Annotated in this window: 13 protein-coding genes and 1 pseudogene; 6 read left to right on the top strand and 8 right to left on the bottom strand. The window is 71.4% G+C overall.

Annotated elements, in window-relative coordinates; all coding sequences use genetic code 11:
* Positions 1–18: 18 nt before the first annotated feature.
* Entirely contained in the window at positions 19–1,590 is a 1,572-nt protein-coding gene (locus tag FB047_RS07115; RefSeq protein ID WP_205822749.1) for a dolichyl-phosphate-mannose--protein mannosyltransferase, read from the bottom strand.
* Between the two features lie 23 nt (positions 1,591–1,613).
* On the opposite strand from FB047_RS07115, the gene rsmI reads away from it, so the two are divergent.
* Complete coding sequence (rsmI, locus tag FB047_RS07110) at positions 1,614–2,432, top strand: 16S rRNA (cytidine(1402)-2'-O)-methyltransferase (protein ID WP_136586517.1); 819 nt, start codon at positions 1,614–1,616, stop codon at positions 2,430–2,432.
* Positions 2,433–2,515: 83 nt separating this feature from the next.
* On the opposite strand, the gene FB047_RS07105 is transcribed toward rsmI, so the two are convergent.
* The 5 genes from FB047_RS07105 to FB047_RS07085 form a co-directional block, all read right to left on the bottom strand.
* Positions 2,516–4,741 (bottom strand): glycosyl hydrolase 53 family protein, encoded by a 2,226-nt coding sequence (locus FB047_RS07105; RefSeq protein WP_136586516.1) that lies wholly within the window; start codon positions 4,739–4,741, stop codon positions 2,516–2,518.
* Positions 4,742–4,777: 36 nt separating this feature from the next.
* Positions 4,778–5,677, bottom strand: a complete 900-nt coding sequence (locus FB047_RS07100; RefSeq protein ID WP_136586515.1) for a sugar ABC transporter permease — start codon at positions 5,675–5,677, stop codon at positions 4,778–4,780.
* Positions 5,674–7,308, bottom strand: coding sequence for an ABC transporter permease subunit (locus tag FB047_RS07095; RefSeq protein WP_205822739.1), 1,635 nt, complete (start codon positions 7,306–7,308; stop codon positions 5,674–5,676). The genes FB047_RS07100 and FB047_RS07095 overlap by 4 nt, the downstream gene beginning before the upstream one ends.
* Positions 7,309–7,421: 113 nt before the next feature.
* On the bottom strand, positions 7,422–8,657 hold the full coding sequence (locus FB047_RS07090; protein WP_136586514.1) for a sugar ABC transporter substrate-binding protein: 1,236 nt from the start codon (positions 8,655–8,657) through the stop codon (positions 7,422–7,424).
* Between the two features lie 109 nt (positions 8,658–8,766).
* Positions 8,767–10,791 (bottom strand): beta-galactosidase, encoded by a 2,025-nt coding sequence (locus FB047_RS07085; RefSeq protein WP_136586513.1) that lies wholly within the window; start codon positions 10,789–10,791, stop codon positions 8,767–8,769.
* 169 nt (positions 10,792–10,960) lie between these two features.
* Here FB047_RS07085 and FB047_RS07080 point away from each other — a divergent pair.
* The 3 genes and pseudogenes from FB047_RS07080 to FB047_RS07070 all read left to right on the top strand — a co-directional run bounded on the left by FB047_RS07080 (position 10,961) and on the right by FB047_RS07070 (position 14,573).
* Positions 10,961–11,978, top strand: a pseudogene (locus FB047_RS07080) (LacI family DNA-binding transcriptional regulator).
* Positions 11,979–12,027: 49 nt separating this feature from the next.
* Entirely contained in the window at positions 12,028–13,602 is a 1,575-nt protein-coding gene (gene metG, locus FB047_RS07075) for a methionine--tRNA ligase (protein WP_136586512.1), read from the top strand.
* 80 nt (positions 13,603–13,682) lie between these two features.
* The gene (locus FB047_RS07070; protein WP_136586861.1) at positions 13,683–14,573 is read left to right on the top strand and encodes a TatD family hydrolase; all 891 of its coding nucleotides are present in this window, start codon (positions 13,683–13,685) and stop codon (positions 14,571–14,573) included.
* A 355-nt stretch (positions 14,574–14,928) separates the two neighbouring features.
* Here FB047_RS07070 and FB047_RS07065 read toward each other — a convergent pair whose 3' ends face one another.
* Entirely contained in the window at positions 14,929–16,389 is a 1,461-nt protein-coding gene (locus FB047_RS07065; protein ID WP_136586511.1) for a sugar porter family MFS transporter, read from the bottom strand.
* 66 nt (positions 16,390–16,455) lie between these two features.
* On the opposite strand from FB047_RS07065, the gene rsmA reads away from it, so the two are divergent.
* Both rsmA and FB047_RS07055 read left to right on the top strand, forming a co-directional pair.
* Positions 16,456–17,295, top strand: coding sequence for a 16S rRNA (adenine(1518)-N(6)/adenine(1519)-N(6))-dimethyltransferase RsmA (gene rsmA, locus FB047_RS07060; protein ID WP_136586510.1), 840 nt, complete (start codon positions 16,456–16,458; stop codon positions 17,293–17,295).
* A 263-nt stretch (positions 17,296–17,558) separates the two neighbouring features.
* Entirely contained in the window at positions 17,559–18,497 is a 939-nt protein-coding gene (locus tag FB047_RS07055) for a phosphodiesterase (RefSeq protein WP_136586509.1), read from the top strand.
* Here FB047_RS07055 and FB047_RS07050 read toward each other — a convergent pair.
* On the bottom strand, positions 18,448–20,028 hold the full coding sequence (locus FB047_RS07050) for a stealth conserved region 3 domain-containing protein (protein WP_136586508.1): 1,581 nt from the start codon (positions 20,026–20,028) through the stop codon (positions 18,448–18,450). The two genes, FB047_RS07055 and FB047_RS07050, sit on opposite strands and share 50 nt — an antisense overlap.
* Between the last annotated feature and the right edge of the window lie 236 nt (positions 20,029–20,264).

Genomic DNA, 20,264 nt, shown 5'->3' with positions numbered 1-20,264 from the left:
GCATCCGTCCCGATCCGGTCAGATCCAGGTGGGCAGCCAGTTGTGCAGGCGCCAGAACTCGTACGGCACGGGAAGTCCCGCCCAGACCGGGTACCAGAACGCCGAGACGACGACGCACAGCGCGAGGAAGGCCAGCACGACGGTCTGCCCACCGGCGCGCGAGCCGCCCCTCACCCCCCGCGCGATCTCTCGCAGCGCGAAAGCCAGCGCGAGCACGAGGAAGGGCAGCATCGCGACCGTGTAGAACTGGAAGATCGTGCGCTCGGGGTACAGCAGCCACGGCACGTAGGTCGCCGCGAGGCCCGTCAGAATGAGGGCGTACCGCCAGTCGCGCACCATGACGAAGCGCACGAGCAGGAAGAGGGATGCCGCGATCCCCGCCCACCAGATGATCGGGTTCGCGATGCTCGAGATCGCCTCGGTGCACCCGGTGGGAAGCGTGCAGCCGTTGACGCCCGCGTCGTCCTGATGCCAGTACATCGAGGTGGGACGGATGAGCAGCGGCCACTGCCACGCGGGGCTCGCGTAGCTGTGCGGGGTGACGAGCCCGACGTGGAAGTTGTACATCTCCTGGTGGTACGCCCACAGCTGTCGGAGCGGCTCGGGCACCCACCCCCAGATGCCCGTCGCGGCGACCGGGGTGCCGCGCATCCACCCGCCGTTCGTGAACAGCCAGCCCGACCAGCTCGACACGTACGCGACGACAGCGACCGGCACGAGCAGCACGAACGACGCGAGGCCCTGGCGCACGGCATCCATCGGCCACTGGACCACGCCCGCCCGGCGGCGCGCGAGGGCGTCGGAGACGACGGCGTAGATGCCGACGGCGGCGATCACGTACAGTCCCGACCACTTCACGGCGGTGGCGGCTCCCACGGCGACGCCGGCGGCGAGCAGCCACGGGCGGTTCCACAGGATCGGTCCCCACATCGGGGGCTCGTCCCCGCGCGCGGCGACGAGGGCCGTGAGCCGATCGTTCGAGCGCCGGTGGTCGAGGGCGACGAACCAGAACGTCAGCACGACGAAGAACGTCAAGAAGATGTCGAGCAACGCGATGCGGCTGAGCACGATCCCGAGGCCGTCGATGGCGAAGAGTCCGGATGCCACGGTGGCCAACGGGAGGGAACCCGTGAGCGTGCGCGCGAAGAGGTAGATCACCAGCACGGTCAGCGTGCCGAAGACGGCGGCCGAGATGCGCCAGCCGGTGGCGGAGTCGGGTCCCAGGAGGGCCATGCCCGCCCCGATGAGGATGCGACCGAGCGGGGGATGCACGACGTAGCTGCCGATGCCGGTGAACACGTCGGTGTCGCCCGCTGCGAAGCTCGCGTCGGCGCCATCGGGCCACGTGGAGGGGAAGCCGAGCACCCACTGGCTCCACGCGTCTTTGACGTAGTAGGTCTCGTCGAAGACGAGCTGGTGCGGATTGCCGATGTCGATGAGACGGAGCACCGCGGCGAGGAGGGTGACGAGGGTCGGAGCGAGCCAACGCCACAACCTCATGCCCCGCGGGGTCGCGAGCAGCGCGTCGCGCCAGCGATCGAGTCGCGTCCGCTCGGCGGCGGGGAGCAACGGAGGGACGGCGGTGGTCACGGCCCCCAGCCTAAGGTGGAACGGTGATCATCCTCGCGGCGACTCCCATCGGCAACCTGGGCGACGCCTCGAAGCGTCTGATCGAGGCCCTCGAGAACGCCACGGTGGTCGCCGCCGAGGACACCCGCACGACGCAGCGCCTGCTCGCGGGTCTCGGCGTCGAGAACCGCCCGCGCCTGATCGCCCTGCACGACCACAACGAGAAGGACCGGGCGGCCGAACTCGTCGAGCTCGCCCGCGAGGACGACCTGCTCGTCTTGAGCGACGCCGGGATGCCGACCGTCAGCGACCCCGGCTTCGGGCTCGTCGCCGCAGCCGCCGCCGCGGGGGTCACGGTCACCGCGATCCCCGGGCCGAGCGCGGTCGTGACGGCGCTGGCCGTCGCGGGTCTCCCCACGGACCGGTTCGCCTTCGAGGGCTTCCCCCGTCGGAAGCCCGGCGAGCGTCGCAAGGCTTTCGCGCAGCTCGCCTCGGAGGAGCGGACCCTCGTGTTCTTCGAGTCGCCGTCTCGGCTGGCATCCACTCTCGACGACCTCGCCGCGGCCTTCGGCGCCGACCGTCCCGCCGCGGTCTGCCGCGAGTTGACGAAGCTCTACGAAGAGGTCAAACGCGGAACGCTCGCCGACCTCGCGGCCTGGGCGGCCGAGGGCGTGCGCGGGGAGATCGCGATCGTGGTGGGCGGTGCGTCGGCGCGCGAGGTGGCGTTCCCGGATGCCGTGACCCAGACCCTCGAACTCGTGCGCAGCGGGACGCGGCTGAAGGAAGCCGCCGCCGAGGTGTCTTCTCAGACCGGGCACTCGTCGCGCGAGCTCTACCAGGCGGCACTCGCGGTCAAGCGCTGAGCGTGCCGCCGGTGTGAGGGGCCGGGGAGCGTCGCCGCGTGCGCGGCGCGGCGACGTCGTCCGACCCCTCACCCGAGCGGCCCTCAGGAGCGGCGGCGACGTCGCCGCAGCACGGCGCCGGTCGCGAGCGCGAGCACCCCCGCGGCGAGCAGACCGAGCGGAACGCTCGTTCCGGTCTCGGCGAGCCCCGGTCCCGCAGCCGATCCCGGGGCGGTCGTGGCGCTCGGCGCGGCGGGAGCGGGTGCCGGACCGCTCGGCAGGGGAGTGGGGGCGGGCTCCGTCGGTGCGGGCGTCGGAGCCGGGGTGGGCTCTCCGGGCGTCGGCTCACCGGGCGTCGGCTCACCGGGCGTCGGCTCTCCGGGGTCGCCCGGGGCGGGGATGGGGTCGCCGATCCGCTCGAGCACGAGGTCGTCGATGGTCCCCCACGCTCCGGCGGGGAGGTCGGCATCCACGCGAACCGTCAGGGCCTCGCCCTCGGCGATCTCGATCTCCGCCGTGCGCGGCTCCGACCACACGCGCCAGCCGGCCGCGGTGAACGGCGCCGTGGCGCTGTCGTCGTCCGAGGTCAGCGAGAGGGTCGCCGAGCCGTCGCCGAACGCGCCGCCCTGCAGAGCCCCCGCCGCGACGTAACGGCCGGCGGGCAGGCCCTCGACCCGCTGCGCGAGCGAGAAGGTCGCGGCGGCGGCGGCGAAGAAGTGCGCGGAGCGTTCCCCGGAGCGCGGGTCGTCGGTCGCCCGCAGCGACAGGGGGCCCTCGACCGACCACATCGAGACGTCGTCCTGCTCGAAGCCGGGGTTCGTCAGCAGGTTGACCGCCGAGACGGTCACGACGGCGAGGGCGTCCGCCCCGGCGTCGGTGGTACCGGCGATCTCGAAGACGCCCGGCACCGAGAGATCGGGCAGGGGCGACCAGGTCACACGCTGCTGCTCGCTCGTCCCGTCGCTGAAGCGGACGGTGACCTGCGCGGGCAGCACGACCGCGTCGCCGACGGTCACGGACAGCCGCACGGTGTCGACGCCGGTCACCTCGCGGGGCGCCACGGCGCCGGTGCGGACGTAGGCGAAGGTGCGCAACGACTCCAGCGGTGTGCCGTCCACGTCGAAGAGCGACTGGTTGTCCCACGCCGATCCGCCGAAGTACTCCCCGGCGTCTTCGGGGTCGTACTCGCCCGCGAAGCTCGTCGCCCAGCCCGAACCGTCGCGCTCCCACAGCACGCGGTTCTGCGCGAGCTGCTCGGGCGAGCCGACGGGCAGCCACGCGGGCTCCCAGTAGTAGGCGCCGATACCGGCGTCGCCCACGTCGGCGACGGCTTGGACGACGTCGTGCAGCGCCGTGGCCTGACCCTGCACGCTCACCGGGTAGGCCTCGGCCTCGGAGGCCGTGTCGATCACGTCGGGGTGACCGTCGGCGTCGTCGAGAGTGCGCACCCACGACGTCTCGGCGACCATGACTTTCTTGTCGTAGGTGTCGGCGACCTGGCGCAGCACCGCGGTGAGGTTCTCGGTCGTGCCGTGCCAGAACGGGTAGTACGACGATGCGAACACGTCGTAGTCGACGTCGTTCGCCGCCAGCTCCGCGGCGTACGCGGCGTAGTGTCCGGGCCGCTCGGGGTTCGTGACGTGCACGGCGACGAGCGCGTCGGGCGTCACCGCGCGCACCGCGGCGGCTCCCGCCGAGAACACCTGCGCCATGTCGGGCCAGCCGGTCACCCCGGCCACCCCGCCGTTGGTCTCGTTGCCCACCTGCACGAGCTGCACGTCGACGCCCGCGGCGACGAAGGCCGACAGCGCGTCGCGCGTGAAGTCCCCGACCGCGGCGGCGGTCTCGGCGGCATCCATCCCGGCCCACGCCTTCGGGGCCTTCTGCTTGACGGGGTCGGCCCAGAAGTCGGAGTAGTGGAAGTCGACGGCGACGCCCAGACCCGCGGCGGTCGCGCGCTCGCCGATCTCGACGGCCCGGTCGACGTCGACGCTTCCGCCGCCGTACCCCCGGCCTCGGGCGTCGAACGGGTCGTTCCACACGCGCACGCGCACGTCGGTCACGCCGTGCTCGGCGAGCACCTCGAACAGGTCGGCGGGGGAGCCGTCGTCGTCACGGAAGACGACCCCCGACGCCTCGAGGGAGAGCACCGATGACACGTCGACGCCGAGGGCGAAGTCGGATGCCAGGCCCTCGACGCGCGGGACGGTGATCCCCGCCTCGACCGGCTCGTCAGCGGGTGCGGCCTGGGCCGCCGTGAGGGGCGCCACCGCGAGGGCGGCGCCGAGGGTCATGGCCGCGAGGGCCGTGGGGCGGGGGTGTTTCGGCATCCGGATCTCCATCGATCGGGGCGGGGCGGTCGGGGCTCAGCCCTTGACCGACCCCTGGGTGAGGCCGCCGACGATGTAGCGCTGCAGCGACAGGAACAGGGCGAGGACGGGGATCGAGGCGAGCACCGAGCCCGCCGCGAACAGGCCCCACCGGGAGGTGAGCTGATTCGAGACCCACTGGTACATGCCGACGGCGAGCGTCCAGTTGTCCTCGGAGACGAGGATGATGCGCGCGAGGATGTAATCGCCGAAGGCGGCGATGAAGGCGAGCAGGGCCACGACCGCGAGGATCGGCGTCACGAGCGGCATGATGAGCCGCCAGAAGATCTGCGCGTGGGTCGCGCCGTCGATCTTGGCGGATTCGTCGATCTCGATCGGGATCGTGTTGAAGAAGCCGTACATGAGGAAGGTGTTCGCGCCGAGCGCGCCGCCGAGGTAGACGCAGATGAGCGCGAGCTTCGAGTTGATGCCGAGCGCGGGGACGACCTCGCCGATGGTCAGCAGCATGAGGAAGATCGCCACGAAGGCCAGCGCCTGGGGGAACATCTGCACGATCAGCAGTCCGGTGAGGCTCGCCCGCCGACCCGAGAAGCGGAAGCGCGAGAACGCGTAGGCCCCCGCGGCTCCCATCAGCACCGCGCCGACCGAGGCGACGCCGCCGACGAGGAGGGTGTTGCCGACCCACGTCCAGTAGCTCGTGCCCGAGAGGGCGGCGTAGTTGGAGAAGTCGACCGCCGAGAAGAGGGCGCTCGACGACGCGAGGCTGCCGCGCGGGTTCAGCGAGGCCGACACGACGTAGACGAGGGGGAACAGTGCGTAGAAGGCCACGAGAGTGGCGACGGGGTACTTCCAGCCGACCTCGGCGAGCCAGCGGCGCTTCTTCGCGGGGGTGGCGCGAGCGGTGTCGCGCCCGGTGCCGCGTGCGGTGACGGTCATGCGAACTCCTCCAGCTTGCGGGTCTGACGGAAGGCCAGCGCAGAGATGGCGCCGACGACGACGAACACGACGATCGACAGGGCGCTGGCGAGGCCGTAGTCGGCGGCTCCGCCCGAGACGCCGGAGATGTCGTAGATGGCCGAGATGAGGATGTCGGTCGAGCCCAGCGCGTAGGGCGCGCCGGGTATCGCCGGCCCGCCGTTGTTGAACATGTAGATGACGGTGAAGTTGTTGAAACTGAACGCGAACGACGAGATCGCCAGCGGCGCGGTCGAGACCAGCAGCAGCGGCAGCACGATCGACCGGAACGAGCGCCAGCGCCCGGCGCCGTCGAGCTGCGCCGCCTCGAGAGTGTCGGAGGGGAGGGCCTGCAGAGCTCCCGTGCACACGAGGAACCAGTACGGGTAGCTGAGCCACACGTTCACCCACAGCACGGCGAGCTTGGCCAGGACGGGGTCGCCGAGCCAGTTGATCGGCAAGCCGAAGAAGAAGACGTCGTTGATGACGCCGAACTCGGAGTTGAACATGCCGCGGAACAGTAGCGCCGACATGAACGCGGGGAACGCGTACGGGAGGATGAACAGGGTCCGCAGGAACTTGCGCGCCCGCACGCGCGGGTCGTTGAAGATCAGCGCGAAGAGGAGTCCGAGCCCGAAGCTCAGGGCCACCGACAGGATCGCGAACGCGAAGGTCCACCCCGTCACCGACAGCAGCGGAGCGACGAGAGCCGTGTCGGTGAAGACGCGCAGGAAGTTTTCGAATCCCACGTTGACGTACCAGCCGGTCGGCAGGCTCTGCCCGTCCGCCGACGTGAAGGTGCCCCGGTCGGTCGCGGCGTAGACGGTGCCGGTCGAGGTGTCGGTGATGGTCTGGGCGTCCTCGTCCCAGACGAGGGTCGAGGTGTACACGGTCGCGGTCGACCCGTCGCGCGTGCGCAGGGCCCCGTCGTTGGGGTCGTCCGACAGGGGGACCCGCAGCGCGGCGGCCGTGCTCTGCAGCTCGGGATCGGTGAGCAGCTCGGCGCGGGGGACCACGGTCCACCCCGCGACCTCGGTCGGCGCTCCATTGCGTCCGACGGCGCCGTCGACGGTGGTGAGCGGTTCGTCGGGGGTTCCCACGCGCACGACGTCGTCGTCGGCGATGGCGAGGCCGTACTGGCCGAGGCGCTCGACCACGACCATGGGGTAGCTGGGCGAGTCGTCGACCCGGCGCTCGCCCTGGATGAGGGTGGCATCCACCGCCTGCGACTGCGAGCCGGCGTGACCGGTGCCGTAGTTGGTGAAGGCGATGTACGCGGTGTAGCCGAAGATGAAGACCTGGAACGCGAAGAGGAAGATCAGCCCGGGCAGCAGGTACTTCAGCGGCAGGGCGCGACGCGTGAAGTAGACGACGTCGGCGGCGACGAGCAGGACGGCCGTGATCGTGGCCAGCAGCCACGAGTCCGCGCCGACGGCGGTGAGGATCGTCAGGATGCCGAAGGCGTTGACGATCGCCATGATCGCGAGCTTCACGAGGAAGCCGACGCCGATGCCCCGCCACGCGCGGGCGTGCGACTCGCGGCGGGGTGCCGGCAGGGGTGCGGGGGCGCTGGGGGCGGCGCCCGGGGGCGCGACGGGTGGGGTGGCCGACATGGATGCTCCGGATTCGTCGGGACGGTGCGGTGCGGGGCCGGAGGGGCCCTGCGGTGTGGTGCGGTGCGGTGCCGTGGGCGGTCGCGGAGGATCGCGACCGCCCACGACGATGGTCAGCCGGCCAGCGTTCCCTGCAGGTCGGTGATCATGCGGTTCCACGTCGAGACGGGCTCGGCGCCGGAGATGATCTGCGCCTCAGCGGCGTTCCACAGGTCCCAGACCGACCCCATCTCGGGGATCGAGGGCATGGGCACGCCGTTCTGCGCCGAGGCGAGGAAGCCCGCGATGACGGGGTCGCTCGCGACCTCCTCGCCGAGGGCGGTGTAGGCGGGGATGCGCGGGTCGGCCTCGTAGAGGGCGCGCTGGGCGTCCTCGGTGCCGAGGTAGTTGACGAGGAACTCGGTCGCCAGCAGCGCGTTCTCGCTCTGCGCGCTGAGGTAGAAGCCCTGCACGCCCACGAAGGGAGCCGCGGTCTGTCCGCCCGCGCTCGGGATCGGGTTGACCGCGACGTCGATGCCGTCGAAGGCGCTGATCGCCCACGGGCCCTGGATCGTGTAGGGCGCCTTGCCGGTCGCGAACAGCTCGTTGTTGATGTCGTAGTCGATCGTGGTCGAGAGGTACCCGGCCTGACCGTTGGTCGAGAGCCACTGCGCGAACGACTCGCCCGCGGCGCCGCCCATCCCGACCTCCGAGGTGTACGACCCGGTGGCGTCCTGCACGAAGACGGGGGCGCCGAACGAGGTCTGCAGTCCGTACATGGTGTATCCGTCGCCGGTCTCGCCGGCGGTGTTGATGACGAAGGGCCGCTCGGCGCCCGAGGCCTGGCCGCGCTGGATCATGTCGTCCCACGTCGCGGGGGCCTCGGTGCCGACGAGCGCCGTGTTCTGCACGAGCGCGACTGTCTCGAGCGAGTAGGGCAGGGCGTAGAGCTGACCGTCATAGGTCATCGCCTCGAGGGCGACCGGCTCGAAGTTCGCCGCGGTGTCGCCGAGGTCGATCGTGTCGACGACGCCCGCCGCCACGAGGGCACCGAGCCAGTCGTGCGCGCCCACGGTGATGTCGGGGCCTTCGCCGGTGGGCACCTGGGCGATGAAGTCGTTGCGGAGGTCCTCGAAGTTCTTCTGCACGAGGCGGACGGTCGCGCCCGTCTCCTCCTCGAAGGCCGCAGCCGCGTCGGTGATGGCCTGCTCGCGCTCGGCATCCGTCCAGACGACGATCTCCGGGCCGTCTCCGGCCGGGGCGGCGTCCGTGCCCGAGCCGCTTCCGGTGCAGCCGCTGAGAGCGAGGGCCGAGACGGCGAGGATGCCGGCCGATCCGAGCAGTGCACGTCCGTGTGCTGTCATGCGCATGGGAATCCCTTTCTGTGCGACCGCAGCCGTTGCGGTCGGGTTCGGTTCGCCCGCGAAGGTCGCGGTCGAGGGTGGTGCCCGGGATCCGCGTCGGCACGGATCCCGGGGGTCAACGGGTGGCTGCCTCCGGGAGTGCGGAGCGGACCACGGCGATTCCGCCGGCGGGAACCGTGACCACCCCGTCGGTGGCTGCTCCGGTGAGCAGTTCGACCCCGTCGAGGTCGAGGGTCACGGCGTCGTCGCGGTGGTTCACGACGAAGGTGAAGTCGTGCGCGGCGCCGCGGCGCACCACGACCTCGCATCCCGCCGGAACGGAGGATGCCGACACCCCGGCGTCCGCGTAGGCGGCGGCGAACGTCGCGGCGAGGCCCGCGGCGTCCAGGCTCGTCGAGACGTACCAGCCCGTGCCCTCGCCGTGACGGTGACGCGTGATCGCGGCCCGACCCGCGGCGGGGCCGTCGGTGTAACGGGCGACGGTCTCGGCGCCGGCGACCACGAGGTCCTCGGTCCACGACCGTGCCGTCAGGCGAGTGCCGTCGGCGCGCTCGAGCGAGACGGTCTCCCCCTCGCGCAGGGGCAGGAACTCCTCCACGCGCACCCCGAGCACCTCGGCCAGCGGCGCGAGGTAACCGCCCGCGTGGACGGCGTCGTTCTCGTCGACGATGCCCGAGAAGAACGACACCACCAGGGTGCCGCCGCCGGCGACGTAGGACGTGAGGTTCGCGGCATCCGCCGTCGTGAGGAGGTACTGGGCCGGGACGACCACGAGGCGGTACCCCGACAGATCGTGGCCGGGCAGGGCGAAGTCGGCGGTGACGCCGTCGCGCCAGAGCTGCTCGTACGCGGCGCGCACCTGGGCCTGGTGCGTCACCTCGATCGAGGGGCGCCATTCGAGGTCCTGTGCCCAGAACGACTCGAAGTCCCACAGCACCGCGGCCTCGGCCTGCACGCGCGCTCCGCGCACCTCTCCGAGGCGGCCGAGCGCCGCGCCGAGGTCGACGACCTCCCGCCAGACGCGGGACTCGGTGCCGGCGTGGGGAAGCATCGCGGAGTGGAACTTCTCGGCCCCCGAGCGCGAGGCGCGCCACTGGAAGAAGAGGATCGCGTCGGCGCCGCGGGCCAGGTGGGTGAGAGAGTTGCGGGCCATCTCGCCCGGGCGCTTCGCGACGTTGCGCGGCTGCCAGTTCACCGCCGAGGTGGAGTGCTCCATGAGGATCCACGGTGCGCCGCCGCCCACCGATCGCGAGAGGTCGGCGGCGATCGCGAGACCGACGTGGCCGTCCGGATCGGCGGCCCACAGGTAGTGGTCGTCGGAGACGATGTCGACCTCGCGGCCCCACGCCCACAGGTCGGTGGTCCAGCTCTGGTTGGCCATGAAGTTGGTGGTGATGGGCTGCGTGGCGTGCGCGCGGATCGCGTCGCGCTCGATGCGGAAGCACGCTCGCAGCTGCGCGTCGGTGAAGCGCGCGAAGTCCAGGCGCTGCGCGGGATTGACGACGCTGGGCGCGTCGGCGGGGGCGCCCACGTGCTCCCACGCGGTGTAGTGCTGGCCCCAGAACGCGGTGCCCCAGGCGGCGTTGAGGCCGTCGAGAGAGCCGTAGCGCTCCGCCAGCCAGGCGCGGAACGCGGCGACGGAGGCGGGGGAGTAGTCCTCGCCGACGGGGACGCCGTACTCGTTGTGCACGTGCCACAGCACCACGGCCGGGTGCGCGGCGTAGCGGGCCGCCAGGGCGTCCGCGATGCGGGCGATGGCCGCGCGGTACGCGGGGGACGAGTGGGAGGCCATCCCGCGCGAGCCGAAGCCCATGGTGCGCCCGTCCCGGGTCAGCACGCGCGCCTCGGGGTGGGCGTGGAAGAACCACGCGGGCGGCGACGCGGTGGGCGTGCCGAGGTCGACGTGGATGCCGTTGGCGTGCAGCAGATCGAGAAGATCGTCGAGCCACGCGAAGTCGAACACGCCCTCGGAACGCTCCAGCAGGGCCCACGAGAAGATGCCGACGCTGACGAGGTTCACGCCCGCCTCGCGCATGAGTCGGACGTCTTCGTCCCAGACCGCGCGGTCCCACTGCTCGGGGTTGTAGTCACCGCCGTAGGCGATGCCGTCGAGAGCGGGCCAGGGGGTAACGCGGGTCATGACACTCCATCGGATCGTGGGGCGGCCCAGACTGGGACCGGTCACAGCCTCCGTCGTCCGTGGTGGCGCCCGCAACGTCGGACGCGGCTTCGTTACGCAACTGTGACCGGTCCCAGTCCCGGGCGCGTTCCGGTGATCCGCCGCGCGCGCGGGCCGATAGCATTCCCGCATGGAGCAGACCCCGACCGTGCGTCGCAAGCCGACGATCCGCGACGTCGCGGCGGCCGCGGGGGTGTCGCGCGGCACCGTCTCGCGCGTCATCAACGGCGGGCACTGGGTGTCGCCCGACGCGCGGGCGGCCGTCGAGGACGCCATCGAACGCACCGGCTACACCGCCAACCACGCCGCGCGCAGCCTCGCCACCGGTCGCGCGGGATCCCTCGCGTTCCTCATGACCGAGCCGCAGCACCTGCTCTTCGACGATCCGACCTTCGCCCTCCTGCTGCGCGGCGCCGCCGAGGCGCTGTCCAAACGCCAGATGACCCTGGTGCTCCTCATCGCCGGCACCCCCCGCAGAGCGCGCGAATGTCGCGCACTACGTCAGCGCCGGGCACGTCGACGGCGTCCTGCTCATCTCCTCGCACGAGGCCGACCCCCTGCTCGAGTCGTTGCTGGATGCCGGCATCCCGACCGTCGCGTGCGGGGTGCCCCTGGGGCACCGCGCCGAGGTGCTCAGCGTCTCGGTCGACGAAGCCGGGTCGGCGCGCACGATGACGGCGCACCTGCGAGCGCAGGGGCACCGGCGCATCGCGATGATCGCCGGACCCGACGACACCCCCGGAGGACGATTCCGCCTGGTCGGGTTCCGCGACGAGATGGGCGACGACTTCGACCCCGCTCTCGTCGAGGTCGGGGACTACTCGCTCGATTCCGGCGCTCTCGCCATGGAGCGGCTGCTCGAGCGCGCCCCCGACGTCGAGGCCGTGTTCGCGGCATCCGATCTCATGGCCGCCGGGGCGGTGCAGACGCTGCGCCGCGCGGGGCGTCGGATTCCCCACGACGTCGCCGTCGCGGGCTTCGACGACTCGGGCCTCGCCGCGACGCACGAGCCTCCGCTCACGACGATGCGACAGCCCTGGGAGCAACTGAGCGAGCGCATGGTCACCCTGCTGCTCGACGCGATCGACGGGCGCGAGGTCGAACCGGTGGTGCTGCCGACGACCCTCGTCGTGCGCGGCTCGGCCTGAGCGCCGTCATGCGGTCGGCCGTGTCGGTGGCCGCCCGTAGAATCTCCAGGTGACTTCCGGCCGATCCTTCTACATCACGACGCCGATCTACTACCCCAGCGACCTGCCCCACATCGGGCACGGGTACACGACGGTGGCCGTCGACGCGCTCGCACGCTGGCACCGCCAGGCGGGCGACGACACCTGGATGCTGACCGGCACCGACGAGCACGGGCAGAAGATGCTGCGCGCCGCCGCGGCCAACGGCGTCACCCCGCAGGAGTGGGTCGACAAGCTGGTCACCGAGTCCTGGTTCCCTCTGCTCGAGACCCTCGACGTCGCCAACGACGACTTCATCCGCACGACGCAGCCGCGCCACGAAGAGCGCGTGCAGGAGTTCGTCAAGGCGCTCTACGACCGCGGGTACATCTACGCCGGCGAGTACGAGGCGCTGTACTGCGTCGGATGCGAGGAGTTCAAGCCCGAGGCCGAGATCGTCGACGGCACGGGCCCCTTCGAGGGGCTCAAGGTCTGCGCGATCCACTCCAAGCCCCTCGAACTGCTGCAGGAGAAGAACTACTTCTTCAAGCTCAGCGAGTTCCAGGACCGCCTGCTCGAGCTGTACAAGACCGAGCCCGACTTCGTGCGCCCCGAATCGGCGCGCAACGAGGTCGTGTCGTTCGTGCGCAGCGGTCTCAAAGACCTCTCGATCTCGCGCTCCGCGTTCGACTGGGGCATCACGGTGCCGTGGGATCCCTCGCACGTGATCTACGTGTGGGTCGACGCGCTGCTCAACTACGCCACCGCGGTCGGCTACGGCACCGATCCGGAGCAGTTCGCGCGCCGCTGGCCCGCGTTCCACGTGGTCGGCAAAGACATCCTCCGCTTCCACGCCGTCATCTGGCCCGCCATGCTCATGGCCGCGGGTCTCGACGTGCCGCGCGGGGTCTTCGCCCACGGGTGGCTGCTCGTCGGCGGCGAGAAGATGTCGAAGTCGAAGCTCACCGGCATCGCGCCCACCGAGATCACCGACGTGTTCGGCTCCGACGCCTACCGGTTCTACTTCCTGTCGGCGATCGCCTTCGGCCAGGACGGCTCCTTCTCGTGGGAAGACCTCTCCGCCCGCTACCAGGCCGAACTCGCCAACGGCTTCGGCAACCTGGCATCCCGCACCGTCGCGATGATCTCGAAGTACTTCGACGGCGTCGTCCCGCCGGCCGGGCCCTCCACCGACCTCGACGCGGCGATCCACAAGATCGTGGCGGATGCCGCGACCGCGGCCGACGCCGCCATCGAGCGGTTCCGCATCGACGAGGCCATCGCGGCGATCTGGACGATCGTCGACGCCCTCAACGGCTACATCACCGAGAACGAGCCGTGGGCGCTCGCGAAGGACGAGGCTCAGCGCGAGCGTCTCGGCACGGTGCTGTACACCGCGGCCGAGGGCCTGCGCGCCCTCGCCGTGCTGCTGTCGCCGGTCATGCCGGAGTCGACCGCGAAGCTCTGGGTCGCGCTCGGGGCTGAGGGCTCGATCGGTGCGCTCGCCGACCAGCCGATCCGCGACGCGGGCACCTGGGGCGTGCTGCGCCCGGGGTCGTCGGTCGAGGCGCTGACGCCGCTGTTCCCGCGCGTCGAGCAGGCGTGACCACGGCGGCCTCCGCACCGGGTGAGGGGTCGGTGCCCCGCCCGGCCGGCTCGACCCCCGTCGACCGCCCCCGAGACACGATCCAGGGCGGCGACCCGAGTCAGTACGTGCGCGAGCGCTCCGCCGACGGTCGCCGCGACGTCAGATATCCGCCGGCGCCCGAGCCCCTCGGCATCCCCGTCTACGACAACCACACGCACCTCGAGATCGAAGACGGCGAGACCGGACTCTCCCTCGACGAGCAGCTCGAACGCGCTCTCGCGGTGGGCGTGCACGGGGTCGTGCAGGCCGGCGGCGACGTCGACTCCTCGCGGTGGTCGGCGTGGGCGGCGCGCTCGCATCCGCGCGTGCTGGCGGCCGTGGCGATCCACCCGAACGAGGCTCCCGTCTACGAGCAGGCCGGAGAGCTGGATGCCGCGATCGCGGTGATCGACGAACTCGCGGCCGAGCCGCGGGTGCGGGCGATCGGCGAGACGGGTCTGGACTTCTTCCGCACCGAGGCCGACGGCATCCCCGCGCAGATCCGCTCGTTCGAGGCGCACATCGCCCTCGCGAAGAAGCACGACATCGCGATGCAGATCCACGACCGCGATGCACACGACGCCGTGCTCGAGACGCTCGAGCGCGTGGGGGCGCCCGAGAAGACGGTGTTCCACTGCTTCTCGGGAGACGCCGCCATGGCGCGCATCGCCGCCGACCGCGGGTACTACCTGTCGTTCGCCGGCAACGTCACCTTCAAGAACGCGCAGAACCTGCGTGACGCCCTCGCGGTCACCCCGCGCGAGCGCATCCTCGTCGAGACCGACGCCCCCTTCCTCACCCCGGTTCCCTACCGCGGACGCCCCAACGCGCCGTACCTCATCCCGGTGACGCTGCGCTTCCTCGCGGCGGAGCTCGGGACGGATGCCGACGAGCTCGCGGCCCAGGTCGCCGCGAACACGCTGCGCGTCTACGGCGCCTTCGAGGACTGAGCGCGCCCACGGCCGGCGCAGGTTCGCGGCCCCCGCGCGCCCGCGTCGTTCGCGCATCGTCGGTGATTCGCGCATCCTCAGCCGCGGGGCCCCGGATGCCGCTGAGGTTGTGCGGATCACGGAGGCTGTGTCGCGCGGCCCGCGGCGCCGCGGCGTTCGCACATCGTCAGTGATTCGCGCATCTTCAGCCGTGGGCCCCCGGATGCCGCGGAGGTTGTGCGGATCGCTGACGCTACGCCCCAGCCCGCCCGCCCCGGGAACGACGAAGGCCGGCACCCCGTGGGGCGCCGGCCTCTCGGCATCCGGGGACCTCGCCGGCCGGGACGCGCCCCGGCCGGCACGCATCCCGCCGGGATCAGGCCTTGGCCGCGTCCTTCGGCTTGCGGACGAACAGGGTCTCGGTCTGCTCGAGCTCCATGCCCTTGGTCTCGGGGATGCGCAGCAGCACGTAGAAGAACGACAGTGCGGCGAACAGGGCGTACATGCCGTAGGTGAGCGGCAGCGACCAGCTCGACATCGCCGGGAACGACACGGTGATGGCGAAGTTCGCGATCCACTGCGCTCCCGCGGCCACGCCGAGGGCCTTGCCGCGGATGCGGCTCGGGAAGATCTCGCCGAGCAGCACCCACACCAGCGGGCCCCACGAGGCGCCGAAGCCGACCACGAACACGTTCGCGGCGACGAGCGCGACCGAGCCCCACGGCGCGGGGAGCGAGACGTCCTGGCCCGAACCCGTGGCGAACGCGAACGACAGCGCCATCGCGCCGAGCGAGAGGGTCATCAGCAGCGAGCCGGTGATGAGGATGGGCTTGCGGCCCACCCGGTCGACCAGGAAGATCGCGACGAAGGTGACGACCACGTTCGTGACCGAGGTGATGACCGAGATCAGCAGCGAGTTGCTCTCGTCGAAGCCGACGGCCTTCCAGAGGGTCGTGGAGTAGTAGAAGATCACGTTGATGCCGACGAACTGCTGGAACATCGACAGCAGGATGCCGGTCCACACGATCCCCTGCAGACCCAGCACGGGCCCGCGCAGCGACACGTTCTTGTTCTTGCGGTCGGCCTCGATGGTGTTCGACAGCTCGTTCATCGTCTTGTCGAGATCCGCGGGCGGCACCAGACGCGCGAAGATCGCCTTCGCCTCGTCGCGCTTGCCCTTCGCGAGCAGATAGCGCGGCGATTCGGGAACGGTGAACGACAGGATGCCGTAGACGGCGGCGGGGATCACGCCCACGAGGAACATCCAGCGCCAGGCCTCCAGGCCGAGCCAGAACTGGTTCGCGGCCCCGCCGGCGGAGTTCGCCAGGAGCGCGTCGGAGAGCAGGGCGCCGAAGATGCCGAGCGTGATCGCGAGCTGCTGGAGCGACGCGAGCGAACCGCGGATCTGGCGGGGGGCGACCTCGGCGATGTAGGCGGGAGCGACCACCGAGGCGATGCCGATGCCCAGTCCGCTCAGCACGCGCCACAGGATCAGGTCGGGCACGCTGAAAGTGAGCGCCGCACCGATCGACGACACGAAGAAGAGCACCGCGCCGAGCAGCATGACCTTCAGGCGGCCCCAGCGGTCCGAGAGGGCGCCCGCGATGATGGCTCCCACCGCGCAGCCCAGCAGGGCGACGGCGACGACGAACCCGGTGAGGACCTGCCCCAGCTCGAAGTTGCCGTCGACCGCGTCGACCGCGCCGTTGATCACGGAGGAGTCGAATCCGAAGAGGAAGCCGCCCACCGCGGCCGCGACCGAGAGGCCGATGGCGCGGCGCCCGTAGGGGCTTCGCAGGGTGAAGGCGTTTGCGGGGATGGACTGCGTTTGACTCACCTGTCCACGCTACTCCCGGCGTGCTCGCAGCAAGGGTTCTGGCGGAGCCCTGACTACAGTGGAACAATGCCCGTTTCCCTCCTCGGTGCCGCCGAGATCCGTCGGCTCGCCGCCGACCTCGACGTGACCCCGACGAAGAAGCTCGGGCAGAACTTCGTCGTCGACGCCAACACCGTCCGCAAGATCGTGCACGCGGCCCGGGTCACGGCATCCGACCGGGTCGTCGAGATCGGGCCGGGGCTCGGATCCCTCACCCTGGCGATCCTCGAGACCGGCGCCTCGATGGTCGCGGTCGAGATCGACCACCGCCTCGCCGAGCGGCTTCCGTCGACCGTCGCGGCCCACGGCGTTCCCGCCGATCGCCTCACGGTCATCGACGCCGACGCGTTGCGCGTCACCGAGCTCCCCGGCGCGCCCGAGGTGCTCGTCGCGAACCTCCCGTACAACGTCTCGGTTCCCGTGCTGCTGCACTTCCTCGAGACCTTCCCGTCCTTGCACCGCGGCGTCGTCATGGTGCAGGCCGAGGTGGGGGAGCGGCTCGCCGCCCCTCCCGGGTCGAAGATCTACGGCGCCCCGAGCGTGAAGGCCGCCTGGTACGGGCCGTGGCGCCTGGCCGGAACCGTCTCGCGCCAGGTGTTCTGGCCCGTTCCGAACGTCGACAGCGTGCTGGTCGGCTTCGACCGCGACGCCGAGCCGCGCGGCACCGAGGAGCACCGGCTCCGCACGTTCGAGATCGTGGATGCCGCGTTCCAGCAGCGTCGCAAGATGCTGCGGCAGGCGCTCGCCGGCGTCCTGGGCGGCACGGCGGCGGAGGCGTCCGCGCGCCTGGAGGCGGCGGGCGTCGACCCCACCCTTCGCGGCGAACAGCTCACCGTCGACGACTACGCCCGCGTCGCGGCATCCTGACCCTCGCGCGTCCCGCCCACCGCCCACGCGAGTCGCCGCCCGTTCGCGTGAGTCGCTGCCCGTTCGCGTGAGTCGCCAAGAACTGTCGCTTCGGGCTGCGCTCGAGCGACAGTTCTTGGCGACTCGCGCTGATCGCCGTGTCGGGGCGGGCGAATTCTCGTCGTGTTCATCGTGCGTTCCTGAAACATGCCGGTAACATTTCGAGCCAACCGGGAGCATCACGCCGGTGACGAGGTCGTACCCGACGGCCCGAGAGGAACGAGATGCGTTACGCCGAGTACCCCCGTGCCGAGCGGGTGCTGCTGCACCTGAGCGACACCCACCTCCGTGCCGGCGGTGCGCCGCTGTACGACGACGTCGACTCCGAGGCCTACCTCGCCCGGGCCGTCGCGTCGATCGAGGCCTCCGGCATCCGTCCGAACGCCCTCGTCTTCACGGGCGACCTCGCCGACTTCGGCGAGACCGACGCGTACGACCGCGTGCGCGCCCTCGTCGAGCCGCTCGCGCAGCGACTCGCCACGCGCGTGGTCTGGGTCATGGGCAACCACGACGACCGTGCGGCCTTCCGCTCGCGGCTGCTGCCCGGTGACGACGCGACGGAGCCGACCGCCCCGGTCGACCGCGTCGACGAGTTCGACGGACTGCGCATCGTCACCCTCGACACCTCGGTTCCGGGAGCCCACCACGGCGAGGTCACCCCGGCGCAGCTGCGCTGGTTGGCCGAGGTGCTCTCCACCCCGGCGCCGCTGGGCACCATCCTCGCGATGCACCACCCGCCGGTGCCGAGCGTCCTCGACCTCGCCGCCTCGGTCGAGCTGCGCGACCAGCGCAGCCTCGCGCAGGTGCTGCGCGGCACCGACGTGCGCGCGATCCTCGCCGGGCACCTGCACTACTCGACCTTCGCGACGTTCGGCGGCATCCCCGTGTCGGTGGCCTCGGCCACCTGCTACACGCAGGACCTCATGGTCCCCGTGGGCGGGACGCGCCCTCAGGATGCCGCGCAGGGGTTCAACCTCGTGCACGTGTACGACGAGACCGTCGTCCACTCCGTGGTTCCCCTCGCGGCGAGCGCCGCGCTGCAGTACGTCGACGCCGAGGAGTCGCAGCGTCGCCTGCACGAGGCGGGGATCGCCGTCCCCGCGTCGCGCGAGCTCAGCGGACGGGTGTCGCCGCCGACGACGCCGCTGCCGATCCTGCGCTGACCGCCGGCTTCTCCCACGGCGCGGCGACCGGGAAGTACCGCTCGAGGCACGCGCGCAGGGCGGGAACGCGCACTTCCTCGGGGATCTCGGGGACGCTGCCGTCGTTGAGGCAGAACATGTCGGTGTCGCGGCGCGAGACCAGGCGCTCCATGGTGCGCAGCGAGTCGAGCTGCGTCGTCTGCACGTAGCGGGTGCGGGGCTCGGTGGTAACGATCGCGCGACCGGTGGCCAGCGCGTAGTAGTGGTAAAGGCTGTTGGTCACCGAGATGTCGGTCGCCGAGCGGAATCGGCTCGCCGCGGTGCGCGCGTAGTCGTCGGCGAACTCGCGCTCGAGCTCGAACGCGACGGAGCGGCGAAGCGGGGTCGCGCAGTGCTCGAGGTCGAGGGTGATGACTCGACCGAAGCGCTCCTTCAGCAGGGCGCGGTTCACGCGGAGGCCGTTGTCGTGGCCCGAGCGCTCGACGTGCGCGGGGCCGCTGCCGATGCGGACGCCGCTCTCGACGAACCGGCTGACCCCGCCGCCGCTGAAGAAGAGCTCGGGGGTCACGGGGCGGCCGAAGAACATGTCGTCGTTGCTGTAGAGGAAGTGCTCGGCCAGGCCCGGGATGCGGTGCAGCTGCGCCTCGACGGCGTGCGAGTTGTGCGTGGGCAGCACCGAGGGGTCGGCGAAGAACTCTTCGCTGCGCACGATCGTCACCTTCGGGTGGTCGGCGAGCCACTCGGGCGTGGGGGAGTCGGTCGCGATGAAGATGCGGCGCACCCACGGCGCGTACATGTGGACGCTGCGCAGGGCGTAGCGCAGCTCGTCGACCTGGCGGTAGCGGGCGGCGTTGTCGTCGCCGTCGCCGACGACGTAGCCCTTCATGCGGGCGGCGCGCTGCCGCTGGAACTCGCTCGAGGAGCCGTCGACCCACGAGAACACCATGTCGACCTCGGCGGTGAACTCGTTGGGGTGCGGGTCGAACATGCCCGACACGGTCGTCCAGCGACGGCCGTAGCGCTCGATCTCGACGAGGTCGAGGTCGGCCGCGGCGAAGCGGCGGCGGGTGAGGGCGCTGGGCCGCGGGGCCTCGATGGTCTTCTCGCCGAACCGCCAGAGCTCGAGGCGCGGCGCGAGCGCGGCGCCGTAGCGGTACGAGCCCTCGGTCGAGGTGCGCGGACGGAAGACCGCGTACGCCTGCACCGAACCGGTCGACGGGTGCACGCTGTGCGCGGGCACGGGGTCTTCGCCGCGCGCCTTGAGGTAGAACGGCCCCAGTTCGGGGTCGCGCAGCGCGGTGAGCGCGGCCTCCGCGTCGGCGGTGTCGACGACGAGCTTGGGACGGCGGTTGGCGTCGCGCACCAGGAGCACGCGGACGCCCGCTTCCTCGATGGCGGATGCCGCGGTCAGCAGGTCGTCGCTCTCGGCGATCGAGGGCGTCGAGTGGTCGTCGACCACGTGCAGGATGCCGTCGTGCATCCGGATATCGGAGCGGGAGAGCAGCGCGCGCCAGGGGTCGGTGTCGATCGACAGGGGGACCATCGGGCGCATACTGCCTCCTCGGGGGATAGGTGACGGGTTCCGGACACCGTAGGGTTCCGGGGTTACGAAGACGTTTCGGCGGCGGCGCCGAACGGCGGGGAGCGGAGCGCTACTGTCGAAGAGTGACTTTCATCGCTCGCTCCGGCCCGGTCTTTCCCGAACCGCCGTACGAGCGACGGCGGGAAGCGGGCCGACGTTCCAGTTTCGCACACGGCGGGGCGGGTCGGCGCACGAGCGGACGGGGC

This window comes from Microbacterium hydrothermale, assembly GCF_004854025.1.
Classification (GTDB): Bacteria; Actinomycetota; Actinomycetes; order Actinomycetales; family Microbacteriaceae; genus Microbacterium; species Microbacterium hydrothermale.
Note: the sequence above shows the minus strand (reverse complement) of the source record. Positions and strands in the feature narration are given on the sequence as shown.

Coding starts and splice junctions, on each gene's coding strand:
- FB047_RS07050 (WP_136586508.1), bottom strand. CDS start 20,028: ATGCGCCCGATGGTCCCCCTGTCGATCGACACCGACCCCTGGCGCGCG.
- FB047_RS07055 (WP_136586509.1), top strand. CDS start 17,559: ATGCGTTACGCCGAGTACCCCCGTGCCGAGCGGGTGCTGCTGCACCTG.
- FB047_RS07095 (WP_205822739.1), bottom strand. CDS start 7,308: ATGTCGGCCACCCCACCCGTCGCGCCCCCGGGCGCCGCCCCCAGCGCC.
- FB047_RS07085 (WP_136586513.1), bottom strand. CDS start 10,791: ATGACCCGCGTTACCCCCTGGCCCGCTCTCGACGGCATCGCCTACGGC.
- FB047_RS07090 (WP_136586514.1), bottom strand. CDS start 8,657: ATGCGCATGACAGCACACGGACGTGCACTGCTCGGATCGGCCGGCATC.
- rsmA (WP_136586510.1), top strand. CDS start 16,456: ATGCCCGTTTCCCTCCTCGGTGCCGCCGAGATCCGTCGGCTCGCCGCC.
- FB047_RS07100 (WP_136586515.1), bottom strand. CDS start 5,677: ATGACCGTCACCGCACGCGGCACCGGGCGCGACACCGCTCGCGCCACC.
- FB047_RS07105 (WP_136586516.1), bottom strand. CDS start 4,741: ATGCCGAAACACCCCCGCCCCACGGCCCTCGCGGCCATGACCCTCGGC.